The sequence below is a fragment of the Rhodanobacter geophilus genome, assembly GCF_040812275.1.
GTDB lineage: Bacteria > Pseudomonadota > Gammaproteobacteria > Xanthomonadales > Rhodanobacteraceae > Rhodanobacter_A > Rhodanobacter_A geophilus.
On record NZ_JBFOHL010000001.1, the window covers coordinates 250989 to 274787 of the forward strand.

The 23799-nt window shown below is 70.5% G+C and carries 23 protein-coding genes; 9 read left to right on the forward strand and 14 right to left on the reverse strand.

The window, feature by feature from the left end:
• The first annotated feature begins 51 nt into the window (after positions 1-51).
• Complete coding sequence (locus ABQJ56_RS01110; protein ID WP_367843142.1) at positions 52-663, forward strand: hypothetical protein; 612 nt, start codon at positions 52-54, stop codon at positions 661-663.
• 52 nt (positions 664-715) lie between these two features.
• Here the strand turns inward: ABQJ56_RS01110 and ABQJ56_RS01115 are convergent, their stop codons facing one another.
• The gene (locus ABQJ56_RS01115) at positions 716-1405 is read right to left on the reverse strand and encodes a glutathione S-transferase N-terminal domain-containing protein (RefSeq protein WP_367843143.1); all 690 of its coding nucleotides are present in this window, start codon (positions 1403-1405) and stop codon (positions 716-718) included.
• Between the two features lie 28 nt (positions 1406-1433).
• The gene (locus tag ABQJ56_RS01120) at positions 1434-2357 is read right to left on the reverse strand and encodes a DMT family transporter (protein ID WP_367843144.1); all 924 of its coding nucleotides are present in this window, start codon (positions 2355-2357) and stop codon (positions 1434-1436) included.
• Positions 2358-2478: 121 nt separating this feature from the next.
• On the opposite strand from ABQJ56_RS01120, the gene ABQJ56_RS01125 reads away from it, so the two are divergent.
• The 3 genes from ABQJ56_RS01125 to pip all read left to right on the forward strand — a co-directional run bounded on the left by ABQJ56_RS01125 (position 2479) and on the right by pip (position 5839).
• Complete coding sequence (locus ABQJ56_RS01125) at positions 2479-2973, forward strand: Lrp/AsnC family transcriptional regulator (RefSeq protein WP_367843145.1); 495 nt, start codon at positions 2479-2481, stop codon at positions 2971-2973.
• A 109-nt stretch (positions 2974-3082) separates the two neighbouring features.
• A complete protein-coding gene (gene acpA, locus ABQJ56_RS01130) occupies positions 3083-4780 on the forward strand; it encodes an acid phosphatase (protein WP_367843146.1) in 1698 nt (565 codons plus the stop codon).
• Positions 4781-4885: 105 nt separating this feature from the next.
• Complete coding sequence (pip, locus tag ABQJ56_RS01135; RefSeq protein ID WP_367843147.1) at positions 4886-5839, forward strand: prolyl aminopeptidase; 954 nt, start codon at positions 4886-4888, stop codon at positions 5837-5839.
• 47 nt (positions 5840-5886) lie between these two features.
• Here pip and ABQJ56_RS01140 read toward each other — a convergent pair whose 3' ends face one another.
• Genes ABQJ56_RS01140 through ABQJ56_RS01155 form a run of 4 tightly spaced genes read right to left on the reverse strand, consistent with a single transcriptional unit; the run spans position 5887 to position 10050 of the window.
• Positions 5887-6549: a DUF2894 domain-containing protein gene (locus tag ABQJ56_RS01140; RefSeq protein WP_367843148.1), complete on the reverse strand. Its 663-nt coding sequence runs from the start codon at positions 6547-6549 to the stop codon at positions 5887-5889.
• Positions 6539-7186, reverse strand: a complete 648-nt coding sequence (locus tag ABQJ56_RS01145) for an OmpA family protein (RefSeq protein WP_367843149.1) — start codon at positions 7184-7186, stop codon at positions 6539-6541. The genes ABQJ56_RS01140 and ABQJ56_RS01145 overlap by 11 nt, the downstream gene beginning before the upstream one ends.
• Positions 7183-9345 carry a DUF802 domain-containing protein gene (locus tag ABQJ56_RS01150; RefSeq protein ID WP_367843150.1) on the reverse strand — a complete coding sequence of 721 codons (2163 nt, stop codon included), beginning with the start codon at positions 9343-9345 and terminating at the stop codon, positions 7183-7185. The genes ABQJ56_RS01145 and ABQJ56_RS01150 overlap by 4 nt, the downstream gene beginning before the upstream one ends.
• Before the next feature lie 6 nt (positions 9346-9351).
• Entirely contained in the window at positions 9352-10050 is a 699-nt protein-coding gene (locus ABQJ56_RS01155; RefSeq protein ID WP_367843151.1) for a DUF3348 domain-containing protein, read from the reverse strand.
• A 235-nt stretch (positions 10051-10285) separates the two neighbouring features.
• On the opposite strand from ABQJ56_RS01155, the gene ABQJ56_RS01160 reads away from it, so the two are divergent.
• The 3 genes from ABQJ56_RS01160 (at position 10286) to ABQJ56_RS01170 (ending at position 14071) form a co-directional block, all read left to right on the forward strand.
• Entirely contained in the window at positions 10286-10927 is a 642-nt protein-coding gene (locus tag ABQJ56_RS01160; RefSeq protein ID WP_367843152.1) for a glutathione S-transferase family protein, read from the forward strand.
• 131 nt (positions 10928-11058) lie between these two features.
• A complete protein-coding gene (locus ABQJ56_RS01165; protein WP_367843153.1) occupies positions 11059-12924 on the forward strand; it encodes a M1 family metallopeptidase in 1866 nt (621 codons plus the stop codon).
• A 160-nt stretch (positions 12925-13084) separates the two neighbouring features.
• Positions 13085-14071 carry an alpha/beta fold hydrolase gene (locus ABQJ56_RS01170; RefSeq protein WP_367843154.1) on the forward strand — a complete coding sequence of 329 codons (987 nt, stop codon included), beginning with the start codon at positions 13085-13087 and terminating at the stop codon, positions 14069-14071.
• Between the two features lie 18 nt (positions 14072-14089).
• Here the strand turns inward: ABQJ56_RS01170 and ABQJ56_RS01175 are convergent, their stop codons facing one another.
• The 5 genes from ABQJ56_RS01175 to ttcA form a co-directional block, all read right to left on the reverse strand.
• Positions 14090-14668, reverse strand: a complete 579-nt coding sequence (locus ABQJ56_RS01175; RefSeq protein ID WP_367843155.1) for a methyltransferase family protein — start codon at positions 14666-14668, stop codon at positions 14090-14092.
• Positions 14669-14856: 188 nt separating this feature from the next.
• Positions 14857-15627, reverse strand: coding sequence for a M48 family metallopeptidase (locus ABQJ56_RS01180; protein ID WP_367843156.1), 771 nt, complete (start codon positions 15625-15627; stop codon positions 14857-14859).
• Between the two features lie 127 nt (positions 15628-15754).
• Positions 15755-16672 carry a recombination-associated protein RdgC gene (locus ABQJ56_RS01185; RefSeq protein WP_367843157.1) on the reverse strand — a complete coding sequence of 306 codons (918 nt, stop codon included), beginning with the start codon at positions 16670-16672 and terminating at the stop codon, positions 15755-15757.
• A 176-nt stretch (positions 16673-16848) separates the two neighbouring features.
• Positions 16849-18051, reverse strand: a complete 1203-nt coding sequence (locus tag ABQJ56_RS01190) for an amino acid aminotransferase (RefSeq protein WP_367843158.1) — start codon at positions 18049-18051, stop codon at positions 16849-16851.
• A gap of 62 nt (positions 18052-18113) precedes the next feature.
• The gene (ttcA, locus tag ABQJ56_RS01195; protein WP_367843159.1) at positions 18114-18932 is read right to left on the reverse strand and encodes a tRNA 2-thiocytidine(32) synthetase TtcA; all 819 of its coding nucleotides are present in this window, start codon (positions 18930-18932) and stop codon (positions 18114-18116) included.
• Positions 18933-19033: 101 nt separating this feature from the next.
• Here ttcA and ABQJ56_RS01200 point away from each other — a divergent pair, with 101 nt between their 5' ends.
• Positions 19034-19240 (forward strand): YdcH family protein, encoded by a 207-nt coding sequence (locus ABQJ56_RS01200; RefSeq protein WP_367843160.1) that lies wholly within the window; start codon positions 19034-19036, stop codon positions 19238-19240.
• 13 nt (positions 19241-19253) lie between these two features.
• The gene (locus ABQJ56_RS01205) at positions 19254-19850 is read left to right on the forward strand and encodes a GNAT family N-acetyltransferase (protein WP_367843161.1); all 597 of its coding nucleotides are present in this window, start codon (positions 19254-19256) and stop codon (positions 19848-19850) included.
• A 1-nt stretch (position 19851) separates the two neighbouring features.
• Here ABQJ56_RS01205 and pssA read toward each other — a convergent pair whose 3' ends face one another.
• From pssA to ABQJ56_RS01220, 3 genes are all read right to left on the reverse strand, one after another.
• Complete coding sequence (pssA, locus tag ABQJ56_RS01210; RefSeq protein WP_367843162.1) at positions 19852-21237, reverse strand: CDP-diacylglycerol--serine O-phosphatidyltransferase; 1386 nt, start codon at positions 21235-21237, stop codon at positions 19852-19854.
• 72 nt (positions 21238-21309) lie between these two features.
• Positions 21310-22767 (reverse strand): efflux transporter outer membrane subunit, encoded by a 1458-nt coding sequence (locus tag ABQJ56_RS01215; RefSeq protein ID WP_367843163.1) that lies wholly within the window; start codon positions 22765-22767, stop codon positions 21310-21312.
• Positions 22764-23798: an HlyD family secretion protein gene (locus tag ABQJ56_RS01220; RefSeq protein ID WP_367843164.1), complete on the reverse strand. Its 1035-nt coding sequence runs from the start codon at positions 23796-23798 to the stop codon at positions 22764-22766. Before ABQJ56_RS01220 ends, ABQJ56_RS01215 begins: the two co-directional genes overlap by 4 nt.
• Position 23799 lies beyond the last annotated feature (1 nt).

A 23799-nucleotide genomic window follows, 5' to 3' on the forward strand; every position in this document is an offset into this window, starting at 1 on the left:
CGTTCCCAGACCACCTGCGCAGCAGGCGGCACCCACGAGGAGGAGAGCACCATGCAGAACCATGCTTGCAAGTGGCTGGTCGTCGGCCTGCTGGGACTGGGCGGCACGGCAACCGCGCAGACGCAGGCCGCCCCCGCCCAGAACGCGGCCAGCGATACCCAGCGCGACGCCAACCAGCAGCAGCGCATCGATCAGGGCCTGAAGTCCGGCCAGCTCAATACGCGCCAGGCCTCGAACCTGGAGCAGCGCGAGGCGAACCTCGACCGCACCGAGCAGCGCGACATGCGCAACGGCACGATGACCAAGGCCGAGAACGCGCAGATCCAGCACATGCAGAACCGCGACAGTGCGGCGATCTACAAGGACAAGCACGACGCGACCACGGGCAACCCGAACTCGGCCTCGTCGCGCCGCCTGCAGGCCGATGTGCGGCGCAACGCGAACCAGGAGCAGCGCCTCGCCCACGGCGTGAAGTCCGGCCAGCTCACCCATCGCGAGGATGCACGCATGCAGGGCCGCCAGGCGCACGTCGACCACATGGAGCACGTGGCGGGCGCCAGCAACGGCCGCGTCGGTCCGCGCGAACAGCAGCGCATCCAGCACGCCGACAACCGCGACAGCAAGCGCATCCATCGCGTGAAGCACAATCAGGCGAAGCGCTGATTCGCTCCGGGGCGGCGCGGGAGCCCGCGCCGCCCCGGGCAACGTCGACAGTTCAGGACGCGCGCAAATCCTGCAGCCACGTGCCGGCGCGGTGCGCCTCGTCCTCGTGCTCCGGGTCGCGCCAGGTCTCGGCCAGCGCCGCGGCGTACCACTCGCGCATCGCGGGCAGGTCCAGCAGGCGCTGCACATAGGCCTGCGAGGCCTCGTCGAGGCGCAGCCCGTAGCTCTGGATGCGAAACGCCACCGGCGCGTAGAACGCGTCGACCGCACTGAACGCCGCACCCGCGAGGAACGGGCCGCCGAAGCGGTCCAGCCCGTCGTTCCACAATTCGCCGACGCGCGCGATGTCCTTGCGCAGCGCCGCATCCGGCGCCTCGACGCGCACGCGCACGCCGCAGTTCATCGTGCACACGCTGCGCAGGGCCATGAAGCCGGAGTGCATTTCCGCGGCCGCGCAACGAGCCCATGCGCGGGCGACGCGGTCCGCCGGCCACACGCCCGCATGTGCCTCGGCCACGTACTCGGCGATCGCCAGCGAATCCCACACCACCGTGTCGCTGTCGCGCAGGCAGGGCACCTTGCCGGTGGGCGAGAACGTGCGGAACGCATCCCAGTTCGCACCGACCCCGCCGAGGAACGGCACCAGTTTCTCGTCGAACGGGATGCCCAGCCCGCGCAGCAGCACCCAGGGCCGCAGCGACCACGAGGAATAGTTCTTGTTGGCGATGTAAAGTTCGTACACGCGGCACTCCTTCTCGACGATCGGATGTTCAGGACGGCTTGCACGCCTGGGCCAACGGGGTCGCTGCCGGCACCGCGGGGCGTCGCCGCGCGTTCGCCAGCACCACGCCGCCGATCACGACCGCGCCGCCCACCAGCACCATCGCGCCGGGCACTTCGCCCAGCCATGCCCAGCCGATCACGATGGCGATCGGCGGCGACAGGTAGATGAAGCTGGACACCCGCGAGGCGCTCGCGCGGTGCACCGCCACGTTCCACGCGAGGTAGCCGATGAAGCTGGGCGCGATGCCCAGCCACAGCAGCGCGGCGACGTGCGACCACGGCGCCGCCGCCAGCGCCCGCGGCAGGCCGCCCGCGAACGGCAGGCAACCCAGCGTGCCGGCGAAGAAGGTGAAGGCGGTGACCGCCAGCGTACCCGAGCGCGCGAACAGCGGTTTCTGCCCCACGAAATAGATCGCCGAGGCCAGCACGCAGACCAGCACCAGCAGCGCCTTCGGATCGGCCTCGACGCGCTGGCCGCTGGCCAGCACCACCAGCACCGTGCCGGCCAGCGCCACGCCGAGGCCGATCCAGGTGCGCAGGCTCAACCGCTCGCGCAGCCACAGCGCCGACACTGCCGCCGTCGCCGCGGGCACCAGGCAGATGATGATGGACGCGGTGCCGCTGGCGATGCGTGTTTCCGCCCAGTTGAGGCAGACGTGGTAGGTGGTGAGGCCGGCCAGCCCCAGCACGAACAACTGCAGCCAGTCGCGCCGCGCCGGCAGCGGCGCCCGCTTCGCCACCAGCAGCGCCGCGAAGCACAGCGAGGCAATGGCGAGGCGCGAGAACGCCACCTCGCCGGGCGTGAACGAGGCCAGCGCGTAGGCGATCGCCGCATACGCCGACGACCAGGTGATCAGGGCGATGGCGATGCAGATCAGGGCACGTGCGTCGAGGCGCTCGGTGGAAACCATGGGGCGGATTCTGTGCGGGGGAGTGCGCATCCTAGTCTGGCGTGCGATGCCGCGGAATAATGGAACAGCAAGCCATTGTGATGTTTCGCCATCGAACGAAACGAGCCTGGAGGGAGTTGCCTTGGAATCGAAACCCGAACTGGACGCCAAGGACTGGCACATCCTCGAAGCCCTGCAACGCGACGCGCGACTGGGCTATGCCGAGCTGGGCCGCAAGGTGAAACTCTCCGCGCCGGCCGTGGCCGAACGCGTGAAGCGGCTGGAGGAGGCCGGCGTGATCGCCGGCTACCGCGCCGTGGTGGAGCCGAAGCGGCTGGGTTACCGCATCGAGGCCATGGTGCGCCTGCGCTGCGACGGCGGCATCTGCGCGCGCATCGGCCAGATCGTCGCCGACATCCCCGAGGTGCTGGACTGCCGCCGCCTCGCCGGCGAGGACTCCGCCCTGCTGCGCGTGGTGGCAATGTCCATCGGGCACCTGGAAAGCGTGCTCGACCGCCTGCTGAAGATCCACGCCAGCGTCAGCACCACCACCCTGATCGTGCTGCAGGCACCGCACGCGAACCGCACCATCACCCGCGCGATGTGGGACGCCGCGCGCAAGCTGCCGCTGGACTGAGCCGCATCGCAACCGCGTCGTCCGGGCACGACACCTCCGCCAGTCTCGCCGACGACACGCGGCGCGCGTACTCTCCCCGACTCAGCCTGCCGCACACGAGCGAACCGTCATGACCGAGAAGCTGCCGCCTGCCCCGCCCGCCGCCGGCGACGACGCGCCCGTCGACCCGACCCGCCGCCGCCTGCTGGGCGGCATCGCCCTGGCCGGCGCCGCGCTGGCCGTGGGCGGCTGCAAGACGGCCGCGGGCAGCCACGATGCGCGTGCCGCCAGCGGTGCTGACAATGCGCTGGATGCCGCGCTGCGCGAGCACATCCGCCACGTGGTGGTGATCTATGCGGAGAACCGCAGCTTCAACAACCTGTTCGGCGGTTTCCCCGGCCTCGCGCAGCCGCTGTCCGCGCTGGCGCCCGAACAATTCCGCCAGCGCGACCGCGACGGCAAGCTGCTCGATGCGCTGCCGCCGATCTGGCACGGCCTGGTGCCGCACAGGCAGGTGCTGGACGGCCGCGAATACCACATCGCCGAGGACGCGATCCGCGAGCTCGCCAATGCGCCGTTCGCGCTGCGCACGCCCGAGGGCGAACCGCTGCCGCATGCGCTGGTCACGCGCGACCTGATCCACAGCTTCTACAACAACCAGCTGCAGATCAACGGCGGCCGCAACGACGGCTTCGTGGCCTGGGGCGACAGCGGCGCACTGGTGATGGGCCACTACGCCACCGGCGCGGACAACTTCGCGCTGTGGCGGCTGGCGCGGCAATACACGCTGTGCGACAACTTCTTCATGGGCGCGTTCGGCGGCTCCTTCCTCAACCACCAGTACCTGGTCGCCGCGCAGCCGCCGTTCTTCCCGCACGCCGACCAGGGGCCGGCGAAGTTCCAGATCACCGAGCTGGAAGGCGACGACCCCGCCGGCATCCGCCCGAAGCTGGCCGGGGACTCGCCCGCCAGCGCGATGCAGGGCCGGCCGAAGTTCGCCTCGCGCATGGCGCTCACGCCGGACTTCTGGGCGGTGAACACGATGGGCCCGCCGTATGCGCCGGCCTTCACCAAGGATCCGAAGAACCCGCTGCTGGCCGATTCCGCCGACCCCAGCACGCTGCCGCCGCAGGTGCATGCCAGCATCGGCGACCGCCTCAGCGCGGCGAACGTTGACTGGGCCTGGTACGGCGGCGGCTGGCAGCTGGCGCTGGACGGCAAGGGCGTGCGCGGCTCGCACGACAGCTTCCCCTACGGGCCGAACTTCCAGGAGCACCACCAGCCGCTCAACTACTTCCAGGCGTTCGCGCCCGGTACCGCCGCACGCGCGCGGCACCTGCGCGACGGCGGCGTCGGCAGCGACGCCGCCACCAACCGCTTCATCGCCGACATCGCCAACGGCACGCTGCCCGCGGTGGCGTTCTACAAGCCGCAGGGCGACCTCAACATGCACGCGGGCTATTCCGATATCGCGGCGGGCGACGCGCACATCGCCAGCGTCATCGACGCGTTGCGGAAAAGCCCGCTGTGGCCGCACACCATGGTGGTCGTCACCGTGGACGAGAACGGCGGCTGGTGGGACCACGTGGCGCCGCCCAAGGGCGACCGCTGGGGGCCGGGCACGCGCATCCCCGCGCTGGTGGTCTCGCCGCACGCGAAGCAGGGCCACGTCGACCACACCGTCTACGACACCGGCTCGATCCAGCGCTTCCTCAACCGCCGCTTCGGGCTGGAGCCGCTGCCCGGCATCGTGCTGCGCGACAAGGCGATGCGCGACGCAGGCGGGCCGGCGCCGGGCGATCTCACCAATACGTTGCAGTTCACCTGACCGTCCCCAGAAACCGGTGCGTAGGTTTCAGCCGCGACCGTCGTGGCATCGCGGCTGAAGCCGCTCCTACAGCCGCTCCCGCACAGATCAACGCAGGAATCCGCCATGCGCGAGCTGTACCCCGAGATCGAACCCTTCCGCACGCACCGCCTCGCGGTGGATGCGCGCCATACCCTGCACGTGGAGGAATGCGGCGCGCCCGGCGCGTTGCCGGCGGTGTTCCTGCACGGCGGCCCCGGCGCGGGCATCGCGCCGTACCACCGCCGCTTCTTCGATCCGGCGCGCTGGCACGTGGTGCTGTTCGACCAGCGCGGCGCGGGACAGTCCACGCCGTTCGCCGACCTGGTCGACAACACCACGGCGCACCTCGTCGCCGACATCGAGGCGCTGCGCGAGGAGCTGGGCATCGAGCGCTGGGTGGTGTTCGGCGGCTCGTGGGGCTCCACGCTGGCTCTGGCGTACGCCGAGGCGCATCCGGAACGCGTGCTGGGGCTGGTGCTGCGCGGCATCTTCCTCGCGCGCGGCGAGGAGCTGCGCTGGTTCAACGAGGCGGACGGCGGTGCGCGCTTCATCTTCCCGGAGCGCTGGGCGCGCTTCCGCGATTTCATCCCGCACGCCGAACGCGGCAACATGATCGAGGCGTACTGGAGGCGGCTCGACGGCGCCGACGAAGCGCTGCGCCTCGCCGCCGCGCAGGCGTGGAGCGACTATGAAGGCGGCAGCACCACCCTGCTGCACGACCCCGACGCGCCCGGCGATTTTTCCGAACCGCACAAGGCCGTGAGCCTCGCGCGACTCGAGGCGCACTACTTCCGCCACGGCATGTTCCTCGAGCCGGACCAGTTGCTGCGCGACGTGGCGAGGATCCGCCGCATCCCCGCCACCATCGTGCACGGCCGCTATGACATCATCTGCCCGGTGAAGACGGCGCTCGACCTGCACGCGGCATGGCCGGAGGCGCAGCTGCGCATCGTGCTCGCCGGCCACAGCGCCGCCGACCCTGCCATCGTCGACGCCTTGGTCGAGGCCACCGACCAGCTGGCGGATCGCTACAGCTAGAGCCTGTTCCATATCTCCGCGTGGCCCGCGTCCCCGAGACTCCGGATTCACCTCTTGCGTCGCCCGCCACCGGCGTGCGCAGGCTTGCGGGCGCCGGCCGCCCCGTCGGCATCGCCACCGCCGGCCGCACCGCCGCCCAGTGGCTCCATCCATGTCAGCACGTCGGCGTAGGCGACGAAGTGCTGCAGGTAGCCGGGCGAGACTTCGCGCATCAGCGCCATGGCGCGATAGGTCAGCACGCTGGAATGCAGCGGGCCGGCGTCGGCGGACAGCGAATCCAGGCACTGGCGCAGCAGGCTGTCGATGCGGATGCGGCTCCACAGTTGGCGGAACTCATCCAGTACCGGCATGGGCGCGGTGTCGATGGCGGGCGCCTGCCCGCCGGGCTCACCGGCCTGCGCCACGGATGCGGGTTGCGGAGCGGCATCCCGTCGCGGCGCGCTGCCGAACTGCGCCAGGAGCTGCCTCAGCGGGCTTTCGTCCGCACCGCGCGGCGGCTTCGCCGCGGGTGGATCGGCGAGCAGGGCGGCATAGGCATCGGCCAGTTCCTGCAGGCGCCTGTCCAGCCGTCGCCGCACCGCGCCGTCGTGGCGCGCGGCACGTTGCGCCAGCGCAGCCATCCATGCGAAGCGCAACGGATCGACGCGGTCGGCGCCCTGCCGCCGCCAGGCATCGAGCCGCGCATGGGCGTCGCCCGGCTCAGCGCGCATCGGCCTTGCCGCCGTTCCGGTGGCGGGGGATCGGCGCGATCTCCACGCGGCGGTTCTTGGCGCGGCCGGCTGCGTCGTCATTGGAGCTGACCGGCTGCTCGGCGCCGAACGCGGCGGCGAACACCGCCGACGCCGGCACGCCGTCGGCGATCAGCGCGCGGGTGACGGTGAGCGCACGCGCGGCCGACAATTCCCAGTTGTCGGCGAAGCGGGCGTTGGCCGCACGCACCGGCTGGTTGTCGGTGAAGCCGCTGACCATCAGGATCTCGTCGCGCGCAGACAGGTAGTCGCGCAGCGGGCCGGCGATGCCCTGCAGCAGTTCGCGGCCCTCGGGCTGCAGCTGGTCGGAGTTGAGCGCGAACAGCACGCTGCCGCTGATGCCGATGCGGCCGTCGACCAGGGTCACGCGGCCGGCGGCCAGCGGCGCGGCCAGCGCCTGTTCCAGCGTCTTGAGGCGGGCGGCGGCGGCCTGGCGCTGCCTCACTTCCTCGTCCAGCCGGTGGTGCAGCAGCAGCTGGCTGCCGATGACCCCGGCCAGGATCAGCACGAACGCGCCCAGCAGCACCGACATCAGGTCGCCGAACGCGGCCCAGGTGGTGGCGGTGGATTCGGCGTCGAATTCGATCTCGTCGCTCATGCACCCACCAGGCCGGCGTTTTCGCGCGCACCGGCGAGTTGCTGCAGTTCGCCGATGATCTGCTTCTGCGAGAGCATGCTCAGCTCGATCACCTCGCGCGCCTGCGCCACGTAGTAGGCCAGTTGCTCGTCGCTGCGCGCCAGCGACTTGTCCAGCGCCGACTCGATGCCTTGCAGGCGCCCGTTCAGCGCCGCGGTGGACTGCCCGAACAGCTGCACCGCCGCGCCGAACGCCTCGCCCAGGCTGGCCACTTCCACGGCGCTGCCGGTGACGTGCGCGGCGGCCTCGTCGAGCTTGGCCCGCTCGTTTTCGACCTGCGCGGTGAAGCGGCTGCCGACGCGTTCCAGCAGGTCGGCGGAGGTGGACACCAGCGCGTCGATCGCGCTGCGCTGCTTGGTGGAGGCGTGGTTGACCGCATCGAGCAGGGTTTCCAGCGTGGCCAGCAGGCGGCCGCGCTCCTCCAGCATCGCGGTGTCGCGCACCATGCTGTCGGACAGCTTCTGCCGCAGCTCGGCCACCACTTCGGCGGCGGCGCGCGGCGCTTCCGAGGCGGTGGCGACCAGCCGCGAAATCCCGGCCAGGGTGTCGCGGGCCTGCGCCTGTGCCTGTTCGCTCATGCTCCGTGCGGTCTTCTCCAGCGTGGCGCAGACCTGCTGCTGATGCGCGGCGACCTGTGCGCTGCCGTGCTCCCAGCGCCGGCCGAACTCGTCGGTCAACGCGGCAAACGCATCGCGCCACTGCGCCAGGCGTTCGGCATCGCGTGCTTCCAGCGCGGACTGCAGCTCGCCGTGCGAGCGTTGCAGCGACTGGACCAGCGCGTCGCTGCGCGCGGCGAAGGTCGCCTGCAGTTCGCCCTGCGACTGCTGCAGGCTGCCGACCCATGCGCGCGCGTGCTGGTCGAAGCTGGCCGAGGCCGCCAGCAACGCCTGTTCGTTGCGCCGGGCCAGGGCGTCGTGCGCCTCGTGCTGGCGGGCGAGCGCGCTGTTCCACGCTTCGGCGGTGCGCGTGGCGTTGTCCTCCAGCCGTGCGGCCACGCCATCGACCAGTGCCGCCGAGCGCTGCTCGAAGGTGGCGGCGAACTGCTGCAGCGCCTGCCGCAGGCCGTCGGCCAGTGCCGCGTTGCCGCACTGTTGCTCGGCGACGGCGGCGTGCCAGCTGTCGCGGGCGGCGCCGGCCGCTTCCTGCACGGTGTCGTGGAGGCCATCGAGCTGCCTGCGCACGGCTTGCTCGATGGCCGTGTGCAGGCGACCGGACTGTTCGGCCAATCCCGCCATGGTGGTCTCCACCACCGGCTGCAACGCGGCGCCCACGGCGCCGGCCTGTTGGGCGATGCCGTCGTGCAGCGCCTGCTGCAGCGTCGTGGCCAGTCGGGTGTAGGCGGCCTCGGTGCGCTGGTGGAAGGCCTGCTGGTCGGCGTGCAGGCGTTCACCGGCGACCTGCTGCTGGCGTTCCAGCGTATCGGCCAGCGCCTGCAGGCGCTCCACCAGCACCGGCATCGACGCGTTCTGTGCCTGCAGCAGGCGGAACGTCTCGCGGCGCTGCACCGACGGCGCGAGGTGACCCAGGTGCGCGGCGATGCCGGCGTCCAGCTGCTGCACGGCCTGCGTGCGCTCGCGCCGCAGCAGCGCCGACAGCAGCCCAAGCGCCGCCGAGGTCGCCACGCCGGCGATCGACGTGCCGAAGGCGAAGCCCAGGCCCTTGACCGGCGCGGCCAGCGCGCCGCGGATGGCGTCCAGGTCGGTGGCGCTTTCCAGCGCCAGGCCGGTGCCGCGCAGGGTGGCCATCATGCCCAGCAGGGTGCCGAGCATGCCCAGCAGCACCAGCAGGCCCACCAGGTAGGGCGTCAGCGCCGGCGCGGGCAGGCCGGCGCGCTCGCCTTGGATGCGCAGGCGCACGCTGTTGCGCAGGCCCGGATGCAGGCGCCCGAGCCAGTCGCCCGGATCGTCGCCGGCCTGCCCGATGGACGGCAGCGCCCGTACCAGCGTGGCGGTGGCCTGGCCGTAGCGCAGCAGCTCGAACGCGCCGGCGAGGTAGCAGGCGGCGATCAAGGCGGCGACGGCGGCGGCCAGCGGGTGGTTGCCGAGGTAGCCGATGCCGACCCAGGCCACGGCCAGCAGGCCGGCCAGGAACACGACGGGAACGAGGGGATTTCTGGGCATGGGCGGTTACCGGTTGCGCAGCGCTGCAAGCAGGCCGTCGATGGGGTGGAAGCGGACCTCCAGTTCGGCCAGCAGCGCCATGCGCATGTCCTGGCGGAAGCGGGCCAGCCAGGGGCCGGCGGCGGGGGCATCGTGCGGCGCGTCGGCGCCGGCGGAGGGGGAGGCGCCGGCCACGCGCAGGCGCCGGTAGTGCAGGCCGAGCAGGCCGGGAACTCTGGCCAGCAGCATCTGCTCGCGCGGGCTGAGCACGGCTTCCATCACCGCATCCACCTCCGCCAGGCGCGCCTTGGCGGGCGATCGAGGGGCCAGCGCGTGGCGCAGGCGGCCGCGCAACTGGCCGGTGGCGGCCTGCATCGCACGCTGCACGGCCATGCAGTGCCGGCGATAGGGCTGGTAGTCGGCGTCGATGGCGGGGGCATCCTCGCGCGCCTGCGGGAGCGGCTCGATGTCGGCGTCGATGGCCTGCCGCAGCGCGTTGCGCACGCGCGTGCACTCGGCATCCTCGATCTCCGCACCGTCGCCGGCCGCGGGAAGGTCGCCATCCAGCGCGCGCGACAGGACGAGGGCGCGGTTCCAGTCGAACCAGTCGGCCAACCGCTCGGTCAGCACCGGCGGCGTCTGCGGCAGGTCGGTGTCGCCGAAGCGGGCCAGCAGGCGGATGAACGCCGGGCCCAGCACGGGCGCCCGTGTGGAAGCTTTCGCCATGAATCCAAAACACAAAAGGGGTCATTTTACACGGCGGCACGGATCACCCGCCCCGCACGCGATCGCGAGCGCCTGTTCGACATCTCCGCGCAGCCCGCGCCGGGCTGTCTGTCCGCGTCATCACCCGATGGGAGGGACGCCCACTTTCCGTTCTTCCCCGCCGCACGCGCAAAAAACGGATGGTGGGCCGCCTCGAGGGCGCCGACACTGCCGACTCCCCGCCACGGAGCCCGCCATGCTCACCCTGTTCGATTACCGTCCCTCGCAGAACGCCTGGAAAGTCCGCCAGCTGCTGCACCACCTGGGGCGCCCCCACCGCACCGAGCTGGTGAGCATCTTCGAAGGCGAGGGGCAGCGCGCGGACTACCTGCGCATCAGCCCCACCGGCACGGTGCCGGCCATCCGGCTGGACGACGGCCGCACGCTGGCCGAGTCCAACGCCATCCTGGCCTATCTTGCCGACGGCACGCCCTACTTGCCCGCGGACGCGTACGGCCGCGCCAAGGTGCAGCAATGGCTGCACTTCGAGCAGGAACGGGTCGAGTCGGTGATCGGCACGCTGCGCCACTGGACGCTCACCGGCAAACTTCCGCGCCGACCGCCCGCGCTGGTCGAAGTGAAGCGCGTCGCCGCGCTGCGCACGCTGGCGGTCCTCGAGCGCGAACTGGCCGCGCGGCCATTCATCGCAGGCGAGCGCTACACCATCGCCGACATCGCGGTATTCGCCTACGCCAGTCGCGCCGAAGAGGCCGGCCTGCCGCTGCAGCCGTACCCGCACGTTCGTGCATGGATTGCGCGGGTGGAGGCGCAACCCGGCTTCCTCGCCCGGATGCACCCGTACAGCGAGGATCCGCACAGCGGCGACGAGCTGCCCTGACCTGCGGCAGCGCGGATCGCGCGATCGGCGGCAACCAGGTTTCCGCAGCCGTCTCCCGGCTGCCGCCACGGCCCAGGCAAGACCCTCCGATGGCATACTCGCGGCTTTCCCGCATTCCCAGGAGCCGCTGCATGCGCCTGCTTCCCGTCCTCGCCCTCGGCGCCCTGGTGCTGCCGCTGGGCGCCCGCGCCGCCGACCCGCACTCCTACGCCCAGCCCGACCAGGTGGTGGTGACCCACCTCGACCTCGACCTGAAGATCGACTTTCCGCACAAGCAACTCGATGGCGTGGCCACGCTGAAGCTGGACTGGAAGAATCCGCAAGCCCCCGCGCTGGTGCTGGACACGCGCGCGCTGAGCATCGCCGCGGTGGACGCAGTCGGCGCGAACGGCAAGACGCAGGCATTGAAATACGCGCTCGCACCCGCCGACAGGGAGCTGGGCAGCAAACTCACCATCGAGGCGCCGCGGCATCCGGCGCAGGTGCGCATCACCTACGTCACCTCGCCCGCGGCCTCCGGCCTGCAGTGGCTGCCGCCCGCGCAGACGGCGGACAAGAAGCAGCCCTTCATGTTCTCGCAGTCCGAATCCATCCATGCGCGCTCCTGGGTGCCGCTGCAGGATTCGCCCGCGATCCGCTTCACCTACGATGCCCACGTCACCGCGCCGAAGGATGTGCGCGTGGTGATGAGCGCGCTGAACGACGCGAAGCATCCGCTGGACGGCGACTTCAGCTTCGACCAGCCGCACGCGATCCCGTCCTACCTGCTCGCGATCGCCGCGGGCGACATCGCGGTGAAGGAAACCGGGCCGCGCTCGGCGGTGTATGCCGAGCCTTCCGTGGTGGACAAGGCGGCGCGCGAGTTCGCCGATACCGAGAAGATGATAGCCACCGCCGAATCGCTGTACGGCCCCTACCGCTGGGGCCGCTACGACCTGCTGGTGCTGCCGCCGTCCTTCCCCTTCGGCGGCATGGAAAACCCCAACATGACCTTCGTGACGCCGACGATCATCGTGGGCGACAAGAGCCTGGTCAGCGTGATCTCGCACGAGCTGGCGCACTCGTGGTCCGGCAACCTGGTGACCAATGCCACGTGGCGCGACGGCTGGCTCAACGAAGGCTTCACCACCTACGTGCAGGGCCGCATCACCGAGGCGCTGTACGGCAAGCGCCAGGCCAGCGAGGAAGCGCTGCTCTCGGCGCGCGCGCTGGAGAAGTCGATCGGCCACATGCCCGCGAACTCGCAGAAGCTGGCACCCGAACCGCGCGGCGTGGGCGCCGATGACGCGCCCTCCGACGTCGCCTACGACAAGGGCTCCTGGTTCCTGCGCACGCTGGAGCAGAAGTTCGGCCGCGAGCATTTCGATGCCTGGCTCAAGAGCTACTTCGACCACTTCGCCTGGCACAGCATCACCACCGAGCAGATGCTGGCGTACCTCAAGCCCAACCTGATCGAGAAATACCCCGACAGGATGAGCTGGGACGAGGTGAAGCAGTGGGTCTACGGCCCCGGCATCCCGAAGGATGCGCCGCTGCCCGACTCGCCGCGCTTCGACATGATCGACAAGGAACGCGCGGCCTTCCTCGCCGGCAGCCTGCCCGCCGCGAAGCTGGACGCGAAGGACTGGAACACCCAGGAATGGATGTACTTCCTCGACCGCCTGCCCGACGTGCCCACGCTGGCGCAGGTGCAAGCCATCGATGCGGCCTGGCACCTCACCGGCACGCACAACGCCGAGATCGGCATGCGCTGGTACGTGCACGCCATCGCCGCCGGCGACCGGGCCGTGTGGCCTGCCGCCGCCGAGCACATGAGCCGCATCGGCCGGCTCTACCTCACCATACCGGTGTACCGCGCGTTCGCGGACACGCCGAAGGGCCTGGCCTATGCCGGGCAGGTCTACGCCAGGGCGAAGGACGGCTACCACCCGATGACGCAGCAGGCGGTGGAACGCTTGTTCGCGAAGGCGAAGGCAAAGCAGTCGGCTACGAAATGAAGCAACGTCCATCCCATTCCCAGCCGAGAGACATGCGCCGAACCTGAGCAGCCTCCTGCGCCGTCATGCCTGCGAAAGCGGGCATGACGGTGCCGCCAGATCTGGCGCACTACCCGCACGCAAGCAGGAAGGGAATCCCATCACCGCGAGATCCACACCCATGCCCAATACCAATGTCTCCGCCCGCCCGCTCTGGCAGCGCATGCTCATCCGCCGGCTGAAGTTCCTCGCCATCGTGGTCGTCGTGCTGGGCGTGCTACTGGGCGGCAGCTACCTGTTCGCGCCGCAGTGGCTGTTCCGCGCCGACATCGCGCGCGAGGCGATGGCCGCGCACCTGGAGAAGAAATCCGTGCCGGCCGGCGACACGCGCTGGTCGTACTACGAGGGCGGCGAAGGCCCCACCATCGTGCTGCTGCACGGCTTCGCCGACAGCAAGGAAGTGTGGCTGGAGATGGCCAAGCAGCTCACGCCGCACTTCCACCTGGTGATCCCCGACCTGCCGGGCTGGGGCGAGTCCTCGCGCGACATGGCCGCGAGCTACAACATCGACGCCCAGGCCGCCCGGCTGCAGAGCTTCGTGCAGACGCTGGGGCTGGGCCGCTTCCTGCTGGTCGGCCACTCGATGGGTGGCGCGATCGCCGGCACCTACGCCGCCGAGCACCCCGAGCACGTGGGCGAGCTGGCGCTGCTTGACGCGTTCGGGCTGAAGTTCAAGGAAAACGCCTTCGCCCGCGAGACGCTGGCGGGCAAGGACCCGTTCGTGTTCTCCGACCGCGCCGGCTTCTGGCGCAGCGCCGACCTGGTCTTCGACACGCGGCCGTCGATCCCCGGCCGCTTCGTCGACGTGCTGGTGGCGCGCAACGTGAAGGACCACGCCTTCATCGCCAAGGTGTTCAACGAACTGCTTGAACCCTCGCAATACCTCGCCGTGCAGAACCGCCTGGACAAGCTCACCATGCCGGTGCTGGGCCTGTGGTGCAAGGACGACAAGATCATCGACATCTCCGCCCTGGACAGCCTGCGCAACGGCCTCGCCCACGCCCCGGCGATCAGCACCAGCACGCTCAACGGCTGCGGCCACATGCCGGAACTCGAGAAGCCCGAGGAGACCGCGCGAATCCTCACCGCGTTCGCGCTGTCGCACTGAGCGCCGGCCCGGCGCGCTTCACAGCACGCCGGGAATCAGCGCCTTGGTGTGCCGCATGTAGGCCGCGTAGGCCGCGCCGAAGCGTTCGCGCATCCACGCTTCCTCGTGGCGCAGCTTGAACCAGAACGCCGCGGCGACCAGCGCCAGCGCCAGCAGTCCGCGCCACTCGCCGAGCACCAGCGCGGTGCCAAGCAGGCCCAGCAGCATGCCGGTGTAGATCGGGTGGCGCACCCAGCGATAGGGACCGACCACGACCAGTTCGTGGTCCTGCTTCAGCTGCACCGTGGCGCTCCAGTTGCGCCCGAGCACAACCCGCGCCCAGCAAGCGAACGCCAGCCCCAGCAGCAGCAGCGCGAGACCCAGCCACGCCCAGCCCTGCCACCACGGCAGGAAGCGCTGCCACAAACCGGCTGGACCCGGGCCGCCGTCATTGACGAACAGCAGCAGGAAAGCCACCAGCAGCGGGATCCGATACACCAGCAGTGATCCCAGGCTGTCCACCCGTGCGGCCGTCTTGTTGCCGAACGCGCCCACGAACCAGTACAGCAGCCAGGCCAGCCAGATCAGGGGAACGACAATGCCGAAGGGAAAGGACATGACGGCGACTCCCGCGAAGGCGATGCCGTCAGCATGCGCCGCCGCGATGCCATGATCGAGTGACGGTTGTCAGGCGGCTCGTATACCAACTGACCGCTTTCGACCGTGGATTCGACTGATCGATCGAATCGCCAGAACAGAGACGCAGCAGGGTAACGATGAAAGTCGTTGTCGCCCTGGCGACCGTTTCAATCCGCCACGTCGGCCACCAGCCGATCCAGCTCGGCCTTCAGCGTGGCGCCGTTGACGCGCAGCCAGTCGCGCTGCTCGCGCCAGTCGGGCAGCAGCTGGCCCACCTGCGCCCAGAAACGCGGCGCGTGGCTGCGCACCTTGAGGTGGCAAAGCTCGTGCACCAGCACGTAGCGCAGCGCGGCGGGCGGCGCCAGCGCCAGCGCCAGGTCGAGGTTGATGCGGTCGCGGGTGTCGAGGCTGCCCCACAGGCTCTTCATCGGCCGCACTTTCAGCGCAGTAGGCGCGAGGCCGAGTTGCGGCACGTAGAACGCCAGCCAGCGCGACACGTCGCGGCGGATCAGCGATTCGAAATGCGAAGCCAGCAGGCCGCGCGCCACCGGCAACGCACGCGTGTGCGGGCGCGGGAGCACCAGGGTGAGGCCCTCGGCGTGCGCCTCGATCTTCGGATAGGCGCCGTCGGCCCAGTCCAGCGTGGCCACCTCGCCGCGCAGCGGCAGCGTGGTGGCGTGGCCCACGCGCAACGGCGGCAGCGGCTTCACGATCAGGTTCAGCTCGTCGAGCTTCTGCTCCAGCCAGTCGGCGTGGTGGCGCAGGAAGGCGCTGACCTGGGCGGGATGGGTGCCGTCGGGATAGGTCACGCGCGCGCCCTTGGGCGTGACGGTGAGGCGCAGCCGCCGCGCACGCGGGTGGGCGGCCTTGAGCACGCGGATGGTGTTGCCGCCTGCGGTCGCCAGTTCCAGCCAGTCGCCTTCGAGATGCTGCGCCATGAGCCTGCTGCCTGTACGTCCGGCGCGCCGCGAAGGGCGGGCCGGGCAGGCAGTATGTGGGGAGAACCGGGTTCGGGCGCAAGGGGCGGCAGTCACGCTTTCCGGAAAGCCTGATCTGGCGCCAATCTCACCCTTCGCTGGGACGAGGCAGGCCGAACCATTCCTCCAGCTTGGCCAGCAGCCGCTCCAGTTCCAGCGTGAGCAGGGCGAAGCCGGCATCCGCCTCGGCGGCGGCGTCCTCGTGGCTGTCACCCAATTCGTCCATCACCACGTCGAGGAATTTCAGCTTGCGCACGATCAGGTCCTCGCCCAGCACGAAGCTCATGCGGTCGTCGAACACCAGGCCGAGCTGGAACACCTGCTTGCCGTTGCGCAGGTGCTCCTTCACCTCTTCCGCATCGAGATCCTGGCGACGGCACTTGGCGATCGCGCCGGTGGCGGTGGCCGGATCGCGCAGTTCCACTTCGTCGCCCAGCGCGAGGCCGGCGGGCAGGGTGCCGTTGGCGAGCCAGTCGGTCATCAGCACGCGCGGGCCTTCCTCCGGCGCCAGCGGCACCGCGGGGAAACTGCCCAGCGCTTCGCGGATCTGGGTCAGCGCGTTCTCCGCCGACTTGCGGCTGGAGGTGTCCAGCACCAGCCAGCCGTGCTTGGTATCGACGTAGGCGGACATCCGCGAGTTGCGCACGAAGGCGCGCGGCAGCAGTTCGGTGAGCAGGTCTTCCTTCAGCCGCTTGCGCTCGCGCCCGCCCACCTTGCGGCCTTCCTCCTCAGCGATCTTGCGTACCTTGCGCTGCAGCTCGTCGTTGACCACCGCGGCGGGCAGCAGCTTGTCCTCGCCGCCCACGGTGACCATGGTGCAGTGCTTCACCACGTGGGTGAGCGGCGCGTCGTCGCCGCGGCCCACCGGCGGCACGAAGCCCTTGGTGAACATCTCCAGCGGGCCGCAGGGACGCAGGCGGTGCTCGCCCAGGGCCTCGTCGAGGCGCTTCAGGTCGTCGGCGACGGCGGGGGAAAAACGGAACAGGGTAAGGTTGCGGAAGAACATTGGGTTTCCATGCAGATGCGAAGGCCGCCTTGCGGCGGCCGCATGCCAGACCTGGTGGTGACGTCATTCCCGCGCAAGCGGGAATCCATCTGATGCTCGACGAGGATCAACATGGATGCCCGCATTCGCGGGCATGACGCCCCGGATTGTCCAGGTCTCGCAGTACTCGACGAGGGTCAACGACAAACGGCCGCGACGGCCTTGGTCACGTAATCGATATTGCCGGTGTTGAGCGCGGCCACGCAAATGCGGCCGCTGGAGAGCGCGTAGATCGCGAACTCCCCGCGCAGGCGATCCACCTGCGCCTTGCTGAGGCCCGAGTAGGAGAACATGCCCGCCTGCCTGTTGATGAAGCCGAAGTCCGGCGCACCCAGCGCGGCGAGCTTGTCCACGAAGGCCGCGCGCATCGCATGGATGCGGCCGCGCATCGCGCCCAGCTCCTGCTCCCACAGCGCCCGCAGCTCGGCGCTTTCCAGCACGCCCGCCACCAGCTTGCCGCCATGCGTGGCGGGGCTGGAGTAGTTCGCGCGGATGGTGGTCTTGATGCGCGACAGCAGGCGCGCGGCCTCGTCGCGGTCGGCGCCCACGAAGCTCAGCGCGCCCACGCGTTCGCCGTACAGCGAGAACGACTTGGAGTAGGAGTTCGCCACCACGAAGGCGGGAATGCCCGAGTCGGCCAGCAGGCGCACCGCGGTGGCGTCCGCGGCGGCGTCCTTGTCGAAGCCCTGGTAGGCCATGTCGACGAAGGGCAGCAGGCCGCGGTCCTTCAGCAGCGCCGCCACCTGCGCCCACTGCGCGGCGTCCAGGTCCACGCCGGTGGGGTTGTGGCAGCAGGCGTGCAGCAGCACCACGGTGCCGGGTTCCAGCTTGCCGAGGTCTTCCAGCATGCCGGTGAAGTCGAGACCGTGGCTGGCGTCGTCGTAGTAGCGGTAGTCGACCAGCTGGAAGCCGGCGGTGCGGAACACCACGTGGTGGTTGCCCCAGCTGGGGTTGCTGATCGCCAGCTTCGCGTTCGCGCCCAGCACCTGCTTCAGCAGGTCGGCCCCCACGCGCAGCGCGCCGCTGCCGCCGATGGTCTGCGCGGTGGCCACGCGGCCCGCTTCGAGGATGGGCGCGCCCTCGCCGAACAGCAGCTTCTGCGTGGCGCGGTTGTACGCGGGCAGGCCGTCGATCGGCAGGTAGCCGCGCGGCAGGTTGTCGCGCGCCAGCGCCTGCTCCACCCGGCGCACCGCATCCAGCACCGGCACCCTGCCCTGCTCGTCCACGTAGATGCCCACGCCCAGGTTCACCTTCTCCGTGCGCGGATCGGCGAGGTAGGTTTCGGTGAGGCCGAGGATGGGGTCGCCCGGGGCCATTTCAACGGAAGCAAAGATGGACACGTTATTCCTCGATGATCTTTATATGGAAGTATGGACGTCCAATCGGACGAATGCCCATGATCTCAGATTTCGCCAGCGGCCGCCGACAGCCCCTCGAAATCGAACAGCTTGCGGTCGGCCAGCTGCGACGGCGCCACGTTGCCCAGCGCGCGGAACATCGTCTCGCTGCGCCCGGGGTGCTCGCGCTCCCAGTCGTCCAGCATGCGCCGCACCTGCTTGCGCTGCAGGTTTTCCTGCGAGCCGCACAGGTTGCAGGGGATGATGGGGAACTCGCGCAGCGCCGCGTATTCGGCGATCTCGCTCTCGCGGCAGTAGGCCAATGGACGGATCACCACGTGGCGGCCGTCGTCCGAGCGCAGCTTGGGCGGCATCGCCTTCAGGCTGGCCTGGTGGAACAGGTTGAGGAAGAAGGTGGCGAGGATGTCGTCGCGGTGGTGGCCCAGCGCGATCTTGCTGATGCCGTTCGCCGCCGCCCAGGTGTACAGCGCGCCGCGCCGCAGCCGCGAGCACAGGCTGCACATGGTCTTGCCCTCCGGGATCACCCGGGTCACCGTGCTGTAGGTGTCCTGCTCGATGACGTGGAACGGCACGCCGCGCGAACGCAGGTATTCCGGCAGCACTTGCTCCGGAAAACCCGGCTGCTTCTGGTCCAGGTTCACCGCGATCAGCTCGAAGCGCACCGGCGCCTTCGCCTGCAGCTGCAGCAGCAGGTCCAGCAGGGTGTAGGAATCCTTGCCGCCGGACAGGCACACCATCACCTTGTCGCCGTCCTCGATCATGCGGAAATCCGTGATCGCCTTGCCGGCCTGGTGGCGCAGCCGCGTGGCGAGGCGCTCGACCTCGGCGGCAGGCGTGGGAACGGTTTCGGGCAGCGCGGACATGGCGGACTTCGGGGCGGCGGAACGCCTATTGTACCCGCCCGCTCCACCCGCTTCCGGCGGCGCTACACTACAAGGCATCGTCCGCACCGCCGCACACCGCCATGCAGGTACAGGATCACGCCGAAACCGCCCAGTTGCTCGCCGAACTCCGGCTGGAGCACCGCGACCTCGATGCCGCGATCAACCAGCTGGCGAGCGCGATCGGCCGCGACGAGCTGCAGCTCACCCGCCTGAAGAAGCGCAAGCTGCTGCTGAAGGACCACATCGCGCGGCTGGAAAGCAAGCTGATCCCCGACCTCGACGCCTGAACGTCCCCTGCCGATGCCTTTCGCCGCCCCGATCCTGCTGCGCGACGCCCATGTCGCGCTGGAACCGCTGAGCCTCGACCACGCCCCCGCGCTGGAGGTGGCCGCCGCCGACGGCGAGCTGTGGAAACTGTGGTTCACCAGCGCCCCCGCGCCCGGCCAGGCCCGCACCTACGTGGAAAAGGCGCTGGCCGGCCAGCGCGACGGCACCATGCTGCCGTTCGCGGTGCGCGAGCTGGGCAGCGGCGAGATCGTCGGCAGCACCCGCTATTACGACCTCACGCCCGAACTGCCACGCGTGGCGATCGGCTACACCTGGTATGCCAGGCGCTGGCAGAAGAGCCACCTCAACACCGCCTGCAAGCGCCTGCTGCTCGCGCACGCGTTCGACGCGTTGGGCTGCGTGGCCGTGGTGCTGCACACCGACCACCGCAACCTCGACTCGCAACGCGCGATCGAACGCCTGGGCGCGCACCGCGACGGCGTGCTGCGCGCCGACAGGCGCCGCCCCGACGGCAGCCTGCGCGACACCGTGTGCTACTCGATCCTCGATCGCGAATGGCAGGACATCAGCCGCTGGCTGGAACTGCGCCTGCAGCGCCTGACTGCCTGAATCACAGCAGCCAGTTGACCAGCCGGTCGAGCCGCACCCGGCTCAGCCGGCGCAGCAGGCGCCGCACTTCCGGCGGGTAATGCCGCGGGCTTTCCAGTGCGCGGTAGTCGGCCAGCCGCGTGGCATGCCGGCGCAGCTCCGCCCACTCGGCCTCGTGCATCGCGTGCAGGTGCCGCGCGGGGTCGCGCAGCAGCAGGCCGTTCTCCAGGTCCAGCGCCCACGCGCGCGGGTTGAGGTTGTGGCCGGTGACGAGGGCGGCGTGGTCGTCCACCAGCAGGCCCTTCAGGTGATAGCTGTTGCCGCCGTCGCGCCACAGCCACAGGTTGAGCTGGCCGCTGGCGATCTGGCGGGCATGCGCACGGGCGAAGCGGCGCAGGTTGTTCTCGTACAGGTACGGCAGCAGGCCGATCGTGGTGAACGGCTGGCCCGGCGGGATGTAGAAGTCGTTGGCGGTCTTGTCGCCCACCATGATGTCGATGCGGCAACCGCGGCGCAGCGCCTGGCCGACCGCCGCACGCACCGGCCGCGGCAGGTTGAAGTACGGCGTGAGCAGCACCACCCGCTCGCGCGCCTCCCGCAGCAGCGCCAGCACGGCGTCGTTGAGCGCATTGCCGTTGCGGCCCAGGCCCAGCAGCGGCGTTACCGCCACCTCGTCGGCCTGCGGTGTTTCATCCGGCACGACGTAGCTGGCGGACTGCAGCGACTGGCGCAGCTCGCGGATCGCCGGCTGCAGCGTGCGGGTGGCGGGGGCCTCCGGCAGATCAAGCCGCGGCACGGCCGCGTTGCCGGCGAAGTGGCGCTCGACGAAACCGGCCAGCGCGTCGGCCAGCCCGCGATGGCGCAGCAGGTGGTAGCGGTCCAGCCGGTAGCGGCCATGCCGCGCGAGGTAGACGTCGTTGAGGCTGGCGCCGGTGTACAGCACGCTGTCGTCGATCACCCAGCCCTTCAGGTGCAGCACGCCCAGCAACTCGCGGTTCTGCACCGGCACGCCGTGAATCTCCACGCCCTCGCCCAGTCGGCGTGCGTACTCGCGGTACATGCCCGCGTTGCCCTCGCTCTGCCGCTGGCCGATCAGGCCGCGGCGGGCGCGATGCCAGTCCACGTACAGCGTGATCCGCAACGCCGGGTGCCGCGCCCTGGCCGCGTACAGCGCGTCGAGCACCTCACGGCCGCCGTCGTCGTCCTGCAGGTACAGCGCCACGATCACGATGCGCTGCTCGGCTTGCGCAATCAGCTGCAGCAGGGTCTGGCGGAATGCGGCGGGATCGGGCAAGGCCGTGATGGCGCCGGCCGGCACGGAAAAAGCGGGCAGCCGGTTGGCGGCATCGCGACGACGCGGCAACAGGCGGCGCGCCAGGCGGCCCGGGGCATTCAGCAAGCGGTTCATGGCGGCGATGATGGCAAACCCGGCACGGGCTTGCCTACCCGCGGCGGTTGCGGAACGAGCCGCAACACCCGGTCATTTGGCGCCGGCCGCCGGCGCTTCGTCGTCCTTGAAGCCGCCCCCCAGCGCTTCGACCATGCGCACCGCCAGTTCGGCCTGGCGGCTCTGCAGCACGGCCTCGTTCTGTTCGGCCGCGAGCAGCATGCGGCGGGCGACCAGGGTGTTCAACTCCGTACCCAGCCCGGCCCTGTAGCCGATCTGCGCGTTGTCGCAGGTGCGTTGCGCGTTGTGCAGCACGTCCTGCTGCGTGTGCAGCTGGCTTTGCACGGCGCGCGACAGGCTGAGCAGGTCGGCCATCTGGTTCACCGCGCGCACCAGCGTCTGGTTGTAGCTGGCCACCGTCTCGTCGTACAGCGCATCGCGCGCGTTGAGGCCGGCACGCAGGCGCTTGCCGTCGAACAGCGGCAGCGACAGCGCAGGCCCGACGCTGTAGGTGCGCGCAGGCAGCTGGAACAGCGGCACGTTGTCGCCCAGCGCGAGGAAGCCGGCCATCGCGCTGATGCCGAGGTCGGGCATGAACCGCGACTTGGCCGCCTTGATGTCCTGCGCGGCGGCTTCCACGCGCCAGCGTGCGGCGACGAGGTCGGGGCGGCGGCCCAGCAGGTTGACCGTGAGGTCGGGCGGCACCGCCAGCGACACCGGCCTGGGCTCGGTCGGCGGCGCGATCTGCAGGCCGCGGTCCGGGCCCTTGCCCAGCAGCACGGCGAGGCTGATGCGCGCGCTGTCGATGGCCGCATCGGCGGCGACCAGGTGCTGGTGCGCAATGCCGGCTTCAGTGCGCGCCTGCAACAGGTTGTCGGGCAGGCCCAGGCCGCTGGCGACGAGGGTGCGGGTGAGCACGGCGATGCGATCCGCGCGCTCGACGTCGCGCTGCGCGATGTCGCGCAACACGAAAGCCTGGCGCAGCTGGATCCAGGCCAGCGCCACGTCCGCCGACAGCTGGATGCGCGCGGCGCGGCGATCCACTTCCGCGGCGCGGCTGCGGCCGAGCGCGGCCTCCCAGGCGGCGCGCTGGCCGCCCCACAGGTCGACGTTCCACGAGAAGTCGACGCCGGCGCTCTGCATCCAGGCGAACGTGCCCACGGCCTCCGGCAGCACCAGGCCGACTTCCTTCTCGGAAAGCCGCGCGCCGGTGCCGGCGTAGCTGGCTTCCACGCTGGGCTCGCGTGCGGCGTCGAGTGACTGCGCCTCGGATTGCGCCAGCCGCGCGCGCGCATCGGCCACGGCAAGGCCGGGGTTGTCGCGCAATGCTTCGGCGATCAGCGCATCGAGCTGCGCGTCGCCCAGCGCATGCCACCAGTCCTGCTGCGGCCAGGCGGCGGGACTGACCGGCGCGCCGGCGAGGCTTCGCTGCGTCCGCAAGCTGTCCGGCGGGATTTCATGGCCCGCGGGATGCAGGCCACGGGTGGACGCGCAGGCGGCCAGCGCCAGCGCCGATGCAGCGATCGCGAGCGTCCGCGCAATGCGTGTCATGGCTGCGCCTGCCGCGGGGCGCGGGCATCGTCGTCGCGCGGATGCACTTCGATGGTCGCGGTCATGCCCGCGACCAGCACGCTGCCGGCAGGCATCCGGCTCGGGTCGATGTCGATGCGCACCGGGATGCGCTGGGCCAGGCGCACCCAGTTGAAGGTGGGGTTGACGTTGGCCAGCTGCTCGGGGCTGCCGGGGTTGTCGCGGTCGGCGATGCCGCGCGCGATGCTGTCGATGCGGCCCTTGAGGTGGACGCCGCCGGCCATCAGGCGCACGTCCACCGGATCGCCCACGTGCAGCTGCGGCAGCTTGGTTTCCTCGAAATAGCCGTAGAGGTAGTAGCTGTGGCTGTCCACCAGCGCCAGCCGCGGCGCGCCCGCGCTGGCGTAGTCGCCCACGCGCACCTGCACGTTGGTGGCGTAGCCGTCCACCGGCGCGCGCACCCGGGTGCGTTCGAGATTGAGCTCGGCGTTCTGCACCGCCACCCGCGCCTGCGCCTGCGCCGACAGCGCCTGGTCATGCGCCGCCTGCGCCTGCTTCAGCGCGGCCTCGGACTGGTGCCATGCCGCCTCCGCCGCCTCCGCGGTGGCGACCGCGTTGTCACGCGCCTCGCTGGACACCACGCTGCCTGTCGGCACCTGCATGCGCCGCTTCGCCTGCGCGCGGTACATCGCATAGTCGGTCCTGCGCGCCGCCACGGCGGCGGTGGCCGCCACGATGTTGGCATCGGCCGCATGCACGCCGGCCCCGGCCGCGGCCAGGTTGGCGCGGGCCTGGTCCAGCGCCAGCCGGTAGCGCGAAGGATCGATCACCAGCAGCACGTCGCCGCGATGCACGAACTGGTTGTCGTGCACCGGCACCGCGGTGACCAGGCCGGACACGTCCGGCGCGATCCGCACCACGTCGGCGCGCACGCGGCCGTCGCGGGTCCACGGCGAATACAGGTAGTGCTTCCACAGCGCGTGGCCGAGCACGGCGGCGATCACCACCACCACGGCGGTGAACAGCAGGCGCAACAGCGATGACTTGTTCATG

Coding starts and splice junctions, on each gene's coding strand:
- ABQJ56_RS01175 (WP_367843155.1), bottom strand. CDS start 14,668: ATGTCCTTTCCCTTCGGCATTGTCGTTCCCCTGATCTGGCTGGCCTGG.
- ABQJ56_RS01215 (WP_367843163.1), bottom strand. CDS start 22,767: ATGACACGCATTGCGCGGACGCTCGCGATCGCTGCATCGGCGCTGGCG.
- ABQJ56_RS01160 (WP_367843152.1), top strand. CDS start 10,286: ATGCTCACCCTGTTCGATTACCGTCCCTCGCAGAACGCCTGGAAAGTC.
- ABQJ56_RS01120 (WP_367843144.1), bottom strand. CDS start 2,357: ATGGTTTCCACCGAGCGCCTCGACGCACGTGCCCTGATCTGCATCGCC.
- acpA (WP_367843146.1), top strand. CDS start 3,083: ATGACCGAGAAGCTGCCGCCTGCCCCGCCCGCCGCCGGCGACGACGCG.
- ABQJ56_RS01110 (WP_367843142.1), top strand. CDS start 52: ATGCAGAACCATGCTTGCAAGTGGCTGGTCGTCGGCCTGCTGGGACTG.
- ABQJ56_RS01185 (WP_367843157.1), bottom strand. CDS start 16,672: ATGTTCTTCCGCAACCTTACCCTGTTCCGTTTTTCCCCCGCCGTCGCC.
- ABQJ56_RS01205 (WP_367843161.1), top strand. CDS start 19,254: ATGCCTTTCGCCGCCCCGATCCTGCTGCGCGACGCCCATGTCGCGCTG.
- pssA (WP_367843162.1), bottom strand. CDS start 21,237: ATGAACCGCTTGCTGAATGCCCCGGGCCGCCTGGCGCGCCGCCTGTTG.
- ABQJ56_RS01150 (WP_367843150.1), bottom strand. CDS start 9,345: ATGCCCAGAAATCCCCTCGTTCCCGTCGTGTTCCTGGCCGGCCTGCTG.
- ABQJ56_RS01180 (WP_367843156.1), bottom strand. CDS start 15,627: ATGGCGCAGCATCTCGAAGGCGACTGGCTGGAACTGGCGACCGCAGGC.
- ABQJ56_RS01140 (WP_367843148.1), bottom strand. CDS start 6,549: ATGCGCGCTGAGCCGGGCGACGCCCATGCGCGGCTCGATGCCTGGCGG.
- ABQJ56_RS01170 (WP_367843154.1), top strand. CDS start 13,085: ATGCCCAATACCAATGTCTCCGCCCGCCCGCTCTGGCAGCGCATGCTC.
- ABQJ56_RS01145 (WP_367843149.1), bottom strand. CDS start 7,186: ATGAGCGACGAGATCGAATTCGACGCCGAATCCACCGCCACCACCTGG.
- ABQJ56_RS01155 (WP_367843151.1), bottom strand. CDS start 10,050: ATGGCGAAAGCTTCCACACGGGCGCCCGTGCTGGGCCCGGCGTTCATC.
- pip (WP_367843147.1), top strand. CDS start 4,886: ATGCGCGAGCTGTACCCCGAGATCGAACCCTTCCGCACGCACCGCCTC.
- ABQJ56_RS01220 (WP_367843164.1), bottom strand. CDS start 23,798: ATGAACAAGTCATCGCTGTTGCGCCTGCTGTTCACCGCCGTGGTGGTG.
- ABQJ56_RS01200 (WP_367843160.1), top strand. CDS start 19,034: ATGCAGGTACAGGATCACGCCGAAACCGCCCAGTTGCTCGCCGAACTC.
- ABQJ56_RS01165 (WP_367843153.1), top strand. CDS start 11,059: ATGCGCCTGCTTCCCGTCCTCGCCCTCGGCGCCCTGGTGCTGCCGCTG.
- ttcA (WP_367843159.1), bottom strand. CDS start 18,932: ATGTCCGCGCTGCCCGAAACCGTTCCCACGCCTGCCGCCGAGGTCGAG.